Source organism: Rhodopseudomonas rhenobacensis (genome assembly GCF_014203125.1).
GTDB lineage: Bacteria > Pseudomonadota > Alphaproteobacteria > Rhizobiales > Xanthobacteraceae > Rhodopseudomonas_A > Rhodopseudomonas_A rhenobacensis.
Window position 1 is genome coordinate 234,010 of the sequence record NZ_JACHIH010000001.1, and the last position, 13,280, is coordinate 247,289.

At 63.3% G+C, this 13,280-nt stretch carries 10 protein-coding genes and 1 tRNA gene; 5 read left to right on the forward strand and 6 right to left on the reverse strand.

Annotated features, from left to right (window positions below; genetic code table 11):
- Positions 1-30: 30 nt before the first annotated feature.
- From eruA to HNR60_RS01090, 3 genes are all read right to left on the reverse strand, one after another.
- Entirely contained in the window at positions 31-4,044 is a 4,014-nt protein-coding gene (eruA, locus tag HNR60_RS01080; protein WP_184253329.1) for an NACHT domain-containing antiphage protein EruA, read from the reverse strand.
- A gap of 168 nt (positions 4,045-4,212) precedes the next feature.
- Positions 4,213-4,479 (reverse strand): conjugal transfer protein TraD, encoded by a 267-nt coding sequence (locus HNR60_RS01085; RefSeq protein WP_184253667.1) that lies wholly within the window; start codon positions 4,477-4,479, stop codon positions 4,213-4,215.
- Between the two features lies 1 nt (position 4,480).
- On the reverse strand, positions 4,481-4,807 hold the full coding sequence (locus tag HNR60_RS01090) for a conjugal transfer protein TraD (protein WP_184253665.1): 327 nt from the start codon (positions 4,805-4,807) through the stop codon (positions 4,481-4,483).
- A 171-nt stretch (positions 4,808-4,978) separates the two neighbouring features.
- Here HNR60_RS01090 and traA point away from each other — a divergent pair, with 171 nt between their 5' ends.
- The gene (gene traA, locus HNR60_RS01095; RefSeq protein WP_184253331.1) at positions 4,979-7,987 is read left to right on the forward strand and encodes a Ti-type conjugative transfer relaxase TraA; all 3,009 of its coding nucleotides are present in this window, start codon (positions 4,979-4,981) and stop codon (positions 7,985-7,987) included.
- Between the two features lie 184 nt (positions 7,988-8,171).
- On the forward strand, positions 8,172-8,387 hold the full coding sequence (locus HNR60_RS01100) for a helix-turn-helix transcriptional regulator (protein ID WP_184253333.1): 216 nt from the start codon (positions 8,172-8,174) through the stop codon (positions 8,385-8,387).
- Positions 8,388-8,484: 97 nt separating this feature from the next.
- Here HNR60_RS01100 and HNR60_RS01105 read toward each other — a convergent pair whose 3' ends face one another.
- The 3 genes from HNR60_RS01105 to HNR60_RS01115 all read right to left on the reverse strand — a co-directional run bounded on the left by HNR60_RS01105 (position 8,485) and on the right by HNR60_RS01115 (position 11,435).
- Entirely contained in the window at positions 8,485-9,774 is a 1,290-nt protein-coding gene (locus HNR60_RS01105) for a tyrosine-type recombinase/integrase (RefSeq protein WP_184253335.1), read from the reverse strand.
- 163 nt (positions 9,775-9,937) lie between these two features.
- Positions 9,938-10,027: transfer RNA gene (locus tag HNR60_RS01110), tRNA-Ser, on the reverse strand.
- Between the two features lie 250 nt (positions 10,028-10,277).
- A complete protein-coding gene (locus HNR60_RS01115) occupies positions 10,278-11,435 on the reverse strand; it encodes an ROK family protein (protein ID WP_184253337.1) in 1,158 nt (385 codons plus the stop codon).
- Between the two features lie 384 nt (positions 11,436-11,819).
- Here HNR60_RS01115 and rplU point away from each other — a divergent pair, with 384 nt between their 5' ends.
- The 3 genes from rplU (at position 11,820) to HNR60_RS01130 (ending at position 13,280) form a co-directional block, all read left to right on the forward strand.
- Positions 11,820-12,218 carry a 50S ribosomal protein L21 gene (gene rplU, locus HNR60_RS01120; RefSeq protein WP_184253340.1) on the forward strand — a complete coding sequence of 133 codons (399 nt, stop codon included), beginning with the start codon at positions 11,820-11,822 and terminating at the stop codon, positions 12,216-12,218.
- Between the two features lie 62 nt (positions 12,219-12,280).
- Positions 12,281-12,553: a 50S ribosomal protein L27 gene (gene rpmA, locus HNR60_RS01125; RefSeq protein WP_184253342.1), complete on the forward strand. Its 273-nt coding sequence runs from the start codon at positions 12,281-12,283 to the stop codon at positions 12,551-12,553.
- Positions 12,554-12,680: 127 nt separating this feature from the next.
- The gene (locus tag HNR60_RS01130; protein WP_184253344.1) at positions 12,681-13,280 is read left to right on the forward strand and encodes a GNAT family N-acetyltransferase; all 600 of its coding nucleotides are present in this window, start codon (positions 12,681-12,683) and stop codon (positions 13,278-13,280) included.

The window sequence follows — 13,280 nt, forward strand, 5'->3', positions numbered from 1 at the left end:
TTCAAAGTGCTCTTCAACTCCGGACCGTGGTCAAACCTCCCCCGAAACGTCGATGACGATGACGGTGAGACGGCTGCGCATCCTTTCCGGCATCAGGTCTCTTAGCATCTGTTCCATTTCGCCTGGGCTTTGCGGCGCCGCCAAGCCTTTCGGATGGGGCGGAATACCGTGCGGTTTTTTTCTGCCGAACCAAAAAACGCAATAGATGCCAAAGCCCCTGGCATCCGGGTCATGGGCATAGAACCGCTCAAGCTGCCCCTCGATGGCCGTCCACACCTCAGCATGATAGTCGCGTTTCAGCTCGCACAGGATTTTTCGCGAGGGCATCGACACCGAGATATCGGCGCGCTTGTCCGCGACCATGTGGCCTTCCGGCTCAGCCGTGATTCCGAGCGGCAACAGTGATGGGCGCAAGAGCGTCACGAGGTTGTCGCGGCACGCTTCCTCCGGCCGCGGCTCCGCCGTGCGCGCATAGGAATCGAGATTCCAGAATTGCTTGAAGATGTCCGTGTTCGCCCGCGCGATGCTGTGTGCGAGGCCGCGGAGATGCGCAACCAACAGGGCGTAAAGGTCAGCCACCGTCGAGGGCGCCGCATTGCGCAAGGCCGCTATGGCTTGCGGCCAGTCGGGCCGATCGTATTCGGCGTCACGCCGCCTTTGCCGTTGGTTCGCCAGCGCATGAAGGATATGCGGCCGGTACGAGGTTAGCCCAGGGTCCGCGTTAAGGCGACTCAGGGCATCGGTTGCGACTTCGCTTGGTGATGCTGAAATGACATTAATCAAGCTCCGAATATAGTCGGCCGCATCCCACGCGTTGGTGTTGCCGCTCCAACCGTCCGACGGATGCGGCGTCTCGGGAAATAAACTTCCCGCGAGACGCGCAATGAACTCAGCAACCGGCACAGCTAAAGCCCGGGAAGGCTGGCGGTCGTCGCCGAAGCCACCCTTGTCGCGAAGGTCAAAAATAAAATCCGGATGTGCCCGGGCGCGCTGGCCCACGTCCTGCTCGAACGAAGCGGGTGCGAGAACATATGCTGAGGCAAGCCAGAGATCTCGCTGGCGGTGCTCGACGGGTATCGCGCCGGAACGCACCTGCTGCGCCAGCACCAGAAATTCCTGGTGCGCCGCAGGAAGCTTCAGCGCGGCGGCAAGCAAATCATCAAGGCGGTACGGGCTCGCATTTGGGAATTCACGCAAGAGGCCAAGCACGATGTCCGCCCGGTACGGCTCGAACGCAGCCTCGGTCAAAAGCTCGCTCAACCCGTCGGAAAATTGCTCGTTCCGCGAAAGCCGCAAGCGTAAGACCGCGAGATATACATCCCGCACAAACTCGGGACGGCGTTCCGTCAGGGACTTCCGCCATGGATGGACAATCCAATGCTCGGTCCCATCCTGCAGCTGGGAGACAGGGCATGTGATATCGAAGGCGAGCATGCCCCGCAGGAAATCATCGGAGAGACCCGAAAGGTCCTGCCCGGAGGCCCAGCGCTCATTCATCCCTGCTACCATGGCGCTCCACCAGTCGTAGTGCTGATGCTGGGCGGCTAGCGCCATGACGTCGGCGTAGGATGGCAGGTCATTCCGCGACAGCGACGCCATCAGCGCATCGAGCGCGGCGCCGGTTCGCTCTTCACCCAGCCACGCTGCCAGCCGCTCCCGCGGTGTCGCCGCCCGTTCGACATCGCCATAGTGCGCGAAATAAATCATGCCGAGATGCTTGAGCCAGCCCATATGGACGCCGCTGCGGATTTGTTCGAAATCGCGATCGAAATCCTGCCGCTGCTGCTCGCGGCTTTCCTCGACGTCAACCTCCTCACGGCTGGAACGGCCCGCGAAGTAATCGGGCGGAAGATTAGTGACAATCGCCCGCGCCAGCGCTGTCGCCAGTGCAGCCTCACCGGTCCCCCTTGACCAAAGCGTCTCGAATACCGTGGCGGCATGAGGGTGGCCGGCGTGGTATGAAAGCGAGAGCGCGATCTCATACAGAAAGACCTGCCGTTCACCCGGTTCAGCCGCGGCCATTTCCTCGGCCGAGATATCAAGCAGCGTGTCGACATTTGGCTCAAGAAGTAACGCTTCGCGAAATCGGTTATAGGAGAGCCAGCGATCTTCATCGATAATGACGGTACGGAGAAAATGGCGCGCGATTGCGGTCATACGTTCCGGCGCGTCTCGTGAGGCATCGCGAAGGCCCCGAGCCCGGCTCTCGCTTGTGCCGCCCTTCAACGCGGCGCGCTTGCGCAGCCACTCCAGCGCGCGGCCGGGGTCGAACGGAACCGGCGAGCGCCACGCCCGAACCAGAATACGGGCGTAAAACGCAGCCACTTCCCAGACACGGCGGTCGAAACCGCGCCCACTGTTCATCGGGACCGCGATGCCGTCGAGTATTTCCGGCACGTCGCTCTCCGGCAATTTGTCGGCGAGCGTCCAGAGCAGTCCCGAGCCGGCCATGTCGTCAACGTCAAGGCAATCGCCGATTAGGGTCACGACGTCAGCAACGCCGAACGGATGCCCGTAGAGCTGCGTGATGATTTCGGCACGCAGACGGACCTCGTTGGACGTGTTGCCAAGCTGGGTTTGGCATGCATCGCGCAAGGCGGCCTTGCCCGGATCGTCAAGGCGAAGAAGCGCGGCAAGCGCGTGGGCACGCTCGGCGAATGGTGAATTCTGCCGCACCAGAACCGCCACCAGATCGGGGAGCATCTCGGAAAGGGGCGTGCCCAGCATTAGCGCGTCCACCACCACTGACCGGATGCCGGAAGCCGATGCGGGGTTGTTCAGGATGGCCCGAAATTCACCTATCATGTCGGGCCGTGCCAGCGCGCCGATGGAGCGCGACTGCCAGTTGCCGGAACGAAACCAGGGATTCTCCTTCGAAAGCCGGTCGAGCGCCTGCACAAGACAGGCACATGATGACGGCGCAAGCGACGCCGCATCGCCGTAGGTCAGAACCCCATAAGGGTCAGCTTCGATAAGTTCGTCTGCATGTTCCGGCAGGTGAACCGCAAGCCAGGCGTGCAGGCCACGCAATTCCGCCGCGGGATGCCCATCGACGCCCATGAGGGCGAGAACCCGCCCGAACGGCAACCCTTCGCGAACCAGCCGGGCTAGGAACTCGGCCGCGAGGAATTCTGCCGTGGTGCGGTGCGCATAATCGACTGTCTCGGCTTCAGCGCCCGCATCGAATACCCGGCGGCCCAGCGCAGCCTGCACCATCTCGGGCGCGAAGAATGAAACGGAGCGATACCCCGGTATGTCCGCCGTGCCCTCCTGGTCGGTCAGGCTGACCGCATCGACGTCGCTGATAAGGCGCGCCGCGCAAATGGCGCCGGCGACGGGCCGAAGCTCCGCCACCGACAGTGACCCGCCGCCCGAGCGCGCGTGCTCCTGATTGCATTCCTGGAGCATGAGGCCGGTCGACATCTCGAATAGCTGCGTGCGCGTCGCCGGCCATGAGCCCGTCTGGACTGCGCGCCACAGCATGATGAGGTTTTGCGGGTTCTCAAGGAAATCCGCGAGGCCACGTTCTTCGGCTTCAACCAGGAAGCCATCAGCGACGGCGTCCTCAACGCCCTGCCCGGCGAGAACCTCTCGCTGCTCTGCCGCGGAGAGCATGTCGAGCTGGAGCACGGGCGCATCTCCGTGCTGGTCGAAATAGGGGCGAAGCGCGGCGAAGTCGCTTTCCCCCAGCCAATCCGCCACCCGGCACGAGATGCGGACCCTGGCCGGCTTTACGTCCCACAGCTTCGAGACCAGCGCATCGATGATGCCTTGGTCGCTCCGCCCACCGCGCTTTTCATCGAGACCGTCGATAAACAGCGCCTGCCCCGCAAGCGCATGCGCCGGCATGTTAAGGAAGGCGCGCGCCTTGAGAAAGCGTGCACCTTCGGTGGCTGCGGCTTCCTTGAACAGATGGGTCTTGCCCGAGCCCGGGTCGCCCAAAAGCACAAGGTTCGGCTCACCCGCGAAGTCCGAGAAGGTACGAGGCTTTGCTTCTTCCTCCTTGCCAGGGGCGGCGTTTGTCTGACGAACGATTCGGGTCATGCCGGGAGCTGCAGATCTGAAAATGCGAGGCTGGCTGTGATTCCCGGCGCCTGTCAAGTATAGCGGCCCCAATTGCCGTTAGTTCTCAGCGCAAGAGGTGGAAATCACACCCTCGTCGCGAGGCACTGGCCTCAGTCGCTCATTCTTAAATCGGGCTATTGTAGCATGTTAGCGACGAACCGCCGGACCAGTTGGATCCGTCTTGCTGTGAGTGGCCGAAGCCGCCTCGAACGCGTTCTTCCCCTTCGTGGTCCAGACACCGCGCGCGTGTTCGCCATCCTCACTCTGGAGCTTGTCGGCCATCCAGAGGAGCGCGCCGAGGATGGTGGCGCGGTCGTCGCCGGTCAGCTCCACGATACCGGCCGTGACGACGAGACCGCCGAGTTCGATCAGATGCCGCGTACGCTTGCGGCGCTCGACCTGCCAAGCGCGCATATCATGCCGCGCCATTGCGGCTTGGTGTCGGTTGCGCGCCGCTCGGTTGTGCAGGAGTGCCGTTAGTGTCGCGGTCAGTTGATGGCGCACTTCGCCGCGCCCGGCTTTGAAAGAACGCAGCCCCGCGCTTGGCCCATGCCTCCCTCTTTCCGGCATCCTTGGTTTCGGCCAACACGATCAGCCCGCCGGCCAGTTCGTCGGCGCTGAGTGCGTCCGCCCCGGTTGCAATCACCAGCTCACCGAGTTGCTGTACCTTGCGAATTTTCAGTTCTCGCGCCTTGTCCTGAAGTGCTTTCAGTTCCCCGTCGAAATCCCGTGGCTTGCGCATCACGTCCTCCAGCAATGTCGATGCAGCGATGATAGTTGAGCCCTGGGCACAAAGCTGTAAGGTTGCCGGGACGGTTTGAGACGGCGTAGTCCCGTACGAGAATTTTTCGAGGGAGGGCGCGCTTATACGTCGTTCCGACGTTCGCTTCGCCGTGGCAATGATCCGATCGCGATGGCGATCTATCATCTTCACGTCAAGGTCATTGGCCGCAAGTCTGGCTCAAGCGCGGTGGCGTCGGCCGCCTACCGCTCGGGCTCGCGGTTGCGCGACAAGCGCCTGGACCGCAGCCATGACTTTTCCGCGAAGCGCGGCGTGGTCCATTCCGAGGTCATGCTACCGGACAACGCGCCCGAGGCGTGGAGCGACCGCGAACGGCTCTGGAACGATGTCGAGGCGTTCGAGATCCGCAAGGATGCGCAGCTTGCCCGCGAGGTCGAGTTCGCCATTCCGCGCGAGATGACACAGGTGCAAGGCATCGAACTCGCCCGCGACTTCGCGCAGTCGGAGTTCGTGGACCGCGGCATGATCGCCGATCTCAATGTGCATTGGGATATCGGCGAGGACGGCATGCCCAAACCTCATGCCCACGTCATGCTGACGATGCGGCAAATCAACATCAACGGGGACGACAATGGCTTCGGCCCGAAGGTGCGGGATTGGAACCGCACGCAGATGGTCGAACGCTGGCGCGAACGTTGGGCCGAGCTCGCCAACGAGCGGCTGGCCGAACTCGATATCGACGCACGCATCGACCACCGCAGTTTTGAGGCGCAGGGCATCGGGCTGGAGCCGCAAAGCCAGATCGGCGCATCCGCGCAGCGGATCGAACGCGAAGGGGGCGAGGCCGCCGACCGCGCGGAGATGCACCGCGAAATCGCGCGCGGCAACGGCGAGCGCATTATTGCCGATCCTTCCATCGCACTGGACGCGATCACGCATCAGCAATCGACCTTCACGCTGCGCGACATGGCAAAGTTTGCGCATCGGCACAGCGACGGGGTCGATCAGTTCAACGCAGTGATGGGCGCGATGCGCGGCGCGCCGGATCTGGTGGAACTCGGACAGGACGGACGCGGCGAGGACCGCTTCACCACCCGCGACATGATCGAGTCCGAACAGCGCCTGCACCACGCTGCCGAACTGATGGCCGAGCGGGAACGCCATGCCGTGGAGGACGCTGACAGGCAAGCGGCTCTGGCGCGTGCGGAAGCGCGCGGCCTTGTCCTGTCCGGCGAGCAGGCCGATGCGTTGGCGCATGTCACGGACGGGCGCGATCTCGGGATCATGGTCGGCCATGCCGGGACGGGCAAGAGCGCGATGCTGGGCGTGGCGCGGGAGGCATGGGAGGCGGCGGGTTACGAGGTCCGGGGCGTGGCGCTGTCCGGCATCGCGGCGGAAAACCTCGAAAGCGGATCGGGCATTGCGTCACGCACCATCGCCAGCATGGAACATGGCTGGGGCCAGGGCCGCGACCTGCTCAGCGCGCGCGACGTGTTGGTGATCGACGAGGCGGGCATGGTCGGCACGCGGCAATTGGAGCGCGTGCTGTCCCATGCCGCCGACGCCGGCGCCAAGGTGGTGCTGGTCGGCGATCCGCAACAGCTGCAAGCAATAGAAGCGGGCGCGGCCTTCCGCTCGATTCATGAGCGCCACGGCGGCGTCGAGATCGGCGAGGTGCGCCGCCAACGCGAGGATTGGCAGCGCGACGCCACCCGCGACCTGGCGACCGGCAAGACTGGCGCAGCGATCCATGCCTATGCGAGAGGCGGCATGGTGCATGCGGCGGCGTCCCGCGAGCAGGCGCGCAGCGAACTGATCGACCGCTGGGACCGCGACCGGCAGACATCGCCGGACCGCAGCCGCATCATCCTCACCCATACCAACGACGAGGTTCGCGAACTCAACGCGGGGGCGCGGGAACGGATGCGGGCCGCCGGCGATCTCGGCGGGGATGTGCGTGTCACGGTCGAACGCGGCGCGCGCAGCTTCGCCAGTGGGGATCGCGTCATGTTCCTGCAAAACGAACGCGGGCTTGGCGTGAAGAACGGCACGCTCGGCGCCATCGAGCATGTCAGTCAGAAATCCATGTCGGTGCGTACCGATGACGGGCGCAACGTCTCGTTCGACCTCAAGGATTACAACCGCATCGACCATGGCTATGCCGCGACCATTCACAAGGCACAGGGCATGACCGTGGACCGGACCCATGTGTTGGCGACGCCGGGCATGGACGCCCACGGCAGCTATGTCGCCCTTTCGCGCCACCGCGACGGCACGGACCTGCATTATGGCCATGACGACTTCACCAGCCAGGAGCGGCTCACCCGTACCCTGTCGCGCGATCGGGCCAAGGACATGGCGTCTGATTACGATCGCGCCGATCCGATTCAGGGCTACGCCGAGCGTCGCGGCATCACCTTCCGCGAGCGTGTCGCCGAAATCGTCCAGAGACTCGTGCCGGAGAAGCTGCGCGGTATGTTTGAGGGCCTGCGCTTTCCGGGAGATGTACCCGGCACGGATGGCGAACGGAGGCCAGAGCGGGAAGCGCCGGAAAGGGAAAGCGCCGCGGCGGCAGTCCGGCGAACGACGGATACGCCGGAAAGGACCGTGGCAGCGGACACGGACGTGGCACTGCGTCAAGCTCCTACCAAGGCGCTCATCCGCCACGCCCGCGCCGTGAATGCGATCTTCGAGATGCAGCAGCAGGGCGGCAAGGCCAGCTCGGAGCAGGTGAAGGAATTGCAGGAGGCCCGCAAGGAGTTTGAGGCGGTACGGCCCTATGGCTCGCACGACGCCGAAGCCGCCTACAAGACGAACCCGGAACTCGCAGAGCTAGCCGCTTCGGGCAATCCCGCCCGCGCGATTTGCGCTCTCCAGCTCGAAACCGAGCTGCGCACCGACCCGGCCCGGCGCGCCGACCGCTTCGTGGAGCGCTGGCAAAAGCTCGATCAGACCAGCCAGCACCAGTATCAGGCGGGCGACATGTCGGGCTACAAATCCACGCGGGCGGCGATGGGTAACATGGCCAAGAACTTAGAGCGCGATCCGCAGCTTGAATCCATTCTCGCTGGCCGCAAGCAACAACTCGGCATCGCGTTCGAAACAGGCCGCCGGCTCGGTCAGGAATTGGCCTTCACCCACGGCATCGACCTCGGCAGAGGCCGGGGCATCGGGATCTGATCTGATGCATGTCGTTGTCCCCAAACCTCGCCAAGCCTTTTGGCTGGCATGCTTCGATTCCGCCGATCAGAAGTATTTGCCGCCGATTTTACGCCGGGCTTCGACGACGCGAAAAATAGTCTTGCGTGCGCGTCACTGCTTGCTCTGACTGGATCAGGAGCAGTCACAAGGAGGCGGCGCGACGATGCCCGAACCAGACCGGATCATCCGCCTGAAAACCGTTCTGTCCCGAACCGGACTGTCCCGATCTACCATCTACCGCAAGATTACTGAGGGGACATTCCCGGCGCAGATCAGGATCAGCGTTAACGGCGCAGGCTGGCATGAATCCGAAATCAACCGCTGGATCGCCGATCCCGCGGCGTGGCGGCCGAAACACGAGTTCGATGATGCCCGGTGAGTTCGGTGGTTGTACCATGTTCTCGCAGGCCCTTCAGTCTCCGCAACCAAACCAGATCGCCGCGTTTTATCTGACGCCTGCTTCCCCGGTTTCGTGACTACGCCCGGAACGCCACGACGGTGTCACCGCTGCTGGAAGGTCGGGCGCAATAGTCGGCCCAGTCTTCCATCATCCGGTTGCGTAGGTCGAGGAAGGTCGTGCGCCGATAGGCCGCGACCACTTCGTCGCCGACCTTGTGCGCGAGCGCAGCTTCGGCAACGGCATCGTCATAGCCGTGCTCTGCAGCCCAGTCGCGGAACGACGACCTGAAGCCGTGCGGAACGATATCGCGGTCGAGCTTGGGATCGATCCAGCGCCGCTCCAGCTCATTCATCCTGTCGATCACCGCGGCCATCGAAGCGTCACTCAGAGGCTTGCCCTTGGTGTTGGGGAAGATGTACTCGCTGTCATCCTTCGTGGCTTCCATCCGATCAAGCACAGCGAGCGCCGCCTTGCTCAATGGCACTCGATGTTCAGCGTCGCTCTTCATGAGTGCGGCTGGAATGGTCCAGACTGATGTCTGCCGATCGATCTGGTCCCATTTTGCCGCCACTGCGTTGCCCGGCCTGACGGCCGTCAAGATTTGAAACTCAAGAGCCGCCGCAGCGGCACCATCACGCTCGCGCAGCTTGCGCATGAAGTCGGGCAATTGCCTGTAAGGCAGCGCCGGATGATTGCGGACCTTGCGAACCTTCGACGTGGCCGGGAGCAGGTTATCGAGATGCCCCTTCCAGCGTGCCGGGTTTTCGCCGTTGAACTCGCCCTTCGCCTTGGCGGCATCGATCACCTGCTCGATGCGACTGCGAATGCGGGTGGCCGTTTCGGTCTTGCTTGCCCAGATCGGCTCGATGATCCGCAGGACCAGCGTCGTATCAATCGCGCCGATGGGAAGATCACGGATCGTCTTGCAGTAGTCGTTCTTGCTTGGCTTGCCCTTCTGGTCGACGCCTAGCAACGTCATCACCCATTGGTCGGCGTGCTTGGCATTCTTCCAGCCGGCCCGATTGGCTTTGATGAACCGCTTGGCCGCCTCTCCGAACGTGATCGCCTTGGCCGCTTCGATGCGGGCGGCGGCTTCCGCTTGGCGCTTTGCCTGGATGGGGTCGCCGCCATTGAGGCGGACCTTGCGCGCTCCGGTCGCCTTCTCCCGCGCCTCTTCAAGGCCCACGTCACGCAGCGAACCCAGGCCATGCCAATGTGTGCGGCCGTGGAGCTTGTATCGAAACAGCCAGCTCTTTGAGCCGCCCTCGGCGATCTGCAGATAAAGCCCGCCGCCGTCAGCGTGCATACCTCGCCGAGACAAATGCTCGATCGTCTTGACCGTTAGTTTTCCGAATCCCCGCGCCATAATCTGGCACCCTGGAGCTACATACACCCTTACATACACTTAGGCGTGAGATCTGGCGAGACACGGTGGAGCGGAGTGGCACGCCAATCTATTTGTATGAGCCTGTTATTACAGCGATTTATGTCGGAAATTGGATTTAATGGAATTTCCTGGAACAGCATTTTGGCGGAGAGGGAGGGATTCGAACCCCCGATAGGCTTGCACCTATGCCGCATTTCGAGTGCGGTGCATTCGACCACTCTGCCACCTCTCCGCGGTGCAGGGGCAGGCGCGAACGCCTGCAGTCGCGCGGAGTTCTAGGCGAGCCGAGCCGATCAGACAAGGCGGGGGACGCCGGATATTTTTCATATCCCGCGTTTGATCCGCCGACGGGCCACTGACGGGGACCGCCATATTCTCTGCGCTGCGTGAGCTTCCCCGTCGGATTGACGAGAGCGCCGCCCCGGTCGACCGCCGCGCCGGCGTCGGCCCACCGCCCCAAGAGACCGCTGCGCCGCCCCGGCTCAGTCCTTGTCTTTCTTGTCTTTTTTGTCCTTGCCGTTGTCTTTCTCGCTGTCTTTCTCCTTGGCCTTCGGCTTTTCGGCGTCCTTGTCCTTCTTGCCCTTGGACTTGCGGTTGGTGAAACGGGCGTTGCCGAGCCCGGTGCCGATGGTCAACACCCCCCAGCGCTCGAATTCCTGCATGAACGGCACTTCGCTGAGCCCTTGGGCGACGCCGTCATTGTGCATCAGCACCGCGGTATCATGGTCGCCAATGACCGGAATGCCCTCGATCAGGCTGGTCGGCAGGTGGAAACGGCTGCTTTCCCAATTGCCGGGCAGGTTCTGCGCGCCCTTTTCGATCGAGCCATCGGAATTGATCACCCCCGGGCAGGAGATCCCGATGAACGGCGCCAGCTTGAAGCCTTCAGCCTCGGCGGCGCTGATCAGGTCCTTCAGCATCTTGGTCAGCCGCTTCACCGCGCCTTCGCGGGTCGGTTCCTCGTCGGCGTGCCGCCACAGCTCGGATTTCCAGACCACAGCCTTCGACAGGTCCGGCGCCTTCTTCCAGCGCGTCTCGACCACGCCGCAGCGGATGTTGGAGCCGCCGATGTCGACCGCCAAGATGCTGTCATGGGCCTCGAAGATCCACGACGGCGCCAGATGCAGGCAGCCGATCAGCCCGGCCTCGTCGGGATGATAGCGGATCGGCACCAGATCGACGTCGATGCCCTCGGATTTCAGGATGATGTCGGTGCGCGCGATCGCCAATTCGCCGAGCCGGCTCTGCCGGAAGCCGCCGCCGACCACGATGCATTCGGTGCCGGCCCAGGCCTTGGTCTTCATGAAGCGGCGGGTGACATAGGCCAGTTCCTGGGCGAATTCCTCGATCGCGCTGTGCACCACCGCCACGGCGGCGACGTCGTCGCCGGTCAGAATGGCGTCGAGCTCGTGCTTGGTGATGTCCTCGGTGGATTTCTTGCCGAACGGATCGTCGCCGTTCTTGCGCAGCGGCTTGCGCCAGCTGTCGAGAATCTTCTGGAAGGCGCCTCTGCTGGCGCGGTCGCCGAGAAAGCCCTCGTCGTCCTTGAGCTCGATGTTGTAACTGTCGACCTCCACCGATGGCAGGCGCGTCGCGCCGTGATTGCCGATGCCGGTTGCCGTCAGTGTGTCGTCAGCCATTCTGAAATGCCCCCTGTGGATCCGTTGCGGACCGCAGACAACATCTTGGGAACCTGTTGGTTTCGCAGCCGCGGAAGCCCGGCCCGGATTCCCTGGCTTTTGTGATCGGACGAGGCGCGCTCTGGCCGGACGCAACTTGACTCGCCGCCGACGCGGGCTATAAAGCCAGCGTCCGGCGCGGGGTGTCTCTCGCGCCGTCGTTTTTGCGTGGCCGAAGCAATCCGGCTTACGCCAAGATCGGACGGTTTTTGACCGCCGGCACATCCATGGCATCCCGGCCAGGCGACGTCAGCTTGCCACCCCAGGACGCTGCACTTTAACGACTGAACAAGAAGCCAGCCCGGCTCGATCCGAGGCTGGAATCGAACACGAAGGAATTCAACGATGTTCGCAGTCATCAAAACCGGCGGGCGGCAATACCGCGTCGTTCCGGATGATGTCTTAGAGATTGGCAAGATCGCCGGCGATGTCGGCACCATCATCCAATTGGGTGAAGTTCTGGTGCTGGGCGGCGAAACCCCGGTGCTCGGCCTGCCCACCGTGGCGGGCGCCACCGTGGCCGCCGAAGTGCTGCAGCACAAGCGCGGCCCGAAGGTGATCTCGTTCAAGAAGCGCCGCCGCAAGAACTCCAAGCGCAAGCGCGGCTATCGCGACGAAATCACCGTGCTGCGGATCACCGAGATCCTCGCCGACGGCAAGTCGCCCACCATCGGGCCGCGTCCGCCGCGCGAGAAGAAGCCGGTGGTCGAAGCCTCCACCGAGGCCGACGACGAAGCCGCGTAAGATTTGCAATGATTCCGTCAAGGAATTGATTTACACATACCTTTGCAGTTTGGAGACGAGCCATGGCTCACAAAAAAGCAGGCGGTTCCTCGCGCAACGGGCGTGATTCGGCGGGCAAGCGGCTCGGAATCAAGGCCTATGGCGGCGAACGCGTGATTCCCGGCAACATCATTGCGCGTCAGCGCGGCACCACCTGGCATCCCGGCCTCAATGTCGGCATGGGCACCGATCATACGTTGTTCGCCAAGATCGAAGGTCACGTCGAATTCCGCGCCAAAGCCAACGGCCGCACCTTCGTATCGGTCCTTCCGATCGCAGTAGCCGCGGCCGAATAACGGTGGACATAAAATCGTCCGCCGGGTCCTGTTGAACCGGCGGAGCAGATCAGGCTCCAAAGGGGAGGCGGGAAACCGGCCTCCCCTTTTCGTTTGTTGCGTTTGCTTCCACGCACAGGAGCCCGACATGTTGCAGGATATCCCGACATCCAGGTTGCGCGAGACCAGTAGCTGCGTCCTCGAGACCGAACGGCTCGCTTTGCGCAAGCCGACGCTCGCGGACGTAAAAACCATCGCCAACCTCGCCAAGGATCGCCGGGTCGCGGAAAACACCCGCCGGCTGCCGCATCCCTATCGGCCGGACGACGCCACCCGCTTCATCAAGGCGCTGGCCGAGGCCGGCAACGAGACCGTGTTTCTGATCGAGCTGGATTTCCGTCCGATCGGCATCGTCGGCATCGACTGGCGCGACCAGGACGCGCCGGAGCTCGGCTACTGGCTCGGCGTCGATTACTGGGGCCAGGGCTACGCCACCGAGGCCGCGCGCGCGGTGATCGACTTCACCTTCGAGGAGTTCGAGGACGTCGAGCAACTGATCTCCGGCGCCCGCGTCGCCAATCCGGCGTCGCGCAACGTGCTGGAAAAGTGCGGCTTCCAGTGGAGCGGCGTCGAACTGCATCGCTTCGAGGCGCTCGGCGGCTCCACCCCGGTGGACTGCTTCCGGCTGACCCGCGGCGTGTGGTCGTCGCTGAAGAGCTGGAGCAATTCGAAGAAGCGGCTGGTGTAG

Excerpts from the sequence above, each read along its gene's own strand:
- HNR60_RS01090 (WP_184253665.1), bottom strand. The coding sequence starts at position 4,807 with ATGCGCAAGCCACGGGATTTCGACGGGGAACTGAAAGCACTTCAGGAC.
- HNR60_RS01115 (WP_184253337.1), bottom strand. The coding sequence starts at position 11,435 with ATGGCTGACGACACACTGACGGCAACCGGCATCGGCAATCACGGCGCG.
- rplU (WP_184253340.1), top strand. The coding sequence starts at position 11,820 with ATGTTCGCAGTCATCAAAACCGGCGGGCGGCAATACCGCGTCGTTCCG.
- traA (WP_184253331.1), top strand. The coding sequence starts at position 4,979 with ATGGCGATCTATCATCTTCACGTCAAGGTCATTGGCCGCAAGTCTGGC.
- eruA (WP_184253329.1), bottom strand. The coding sequence starts at position 4,044 with ATGACCCGAATCGTTCGTCAGACAAACGCCGCCCCTGGCAAGGAGGAA.
- HNR60_RS01130 (WP_184253344.1), top strand. The coding sequence starts at position 12,681 with ATGTTGCAGGATATCCCGACATCCAGGTTGCGCGAGACCAGTAGCTGC.
- HNR60_RS01105 (WP_184253335.1), bottom strand. The coding sequence starts at position 9,774 with ATGGCGCGGGGATTCGGAAAACTAACGGTCAAGACGATCGAGCATTTG.
- rpmA (WP_184253342.1), top strand. The coding sequence starts at position 12,281 with ATGGCTCACAAAAAAGCAGGCGGTTCCTCGCGCAACGGGCGTGATTCG.
- HNR60_RS01100 (WP_184253333.1), top strand. The coding sequence starts at position 8,172 with ATGCCCGAACCAGACCGGATCATCCGCCTGAAAACCGTTCTGTCCCGA.
- HNR60_RS01085 (WP_184253667.1), bottom strand. The coding sequence starts at position 4,479 with ATGCGCGCTTGGCAGGTCGAGCGCCGCAAGCGTACGCGGCATCTGATC.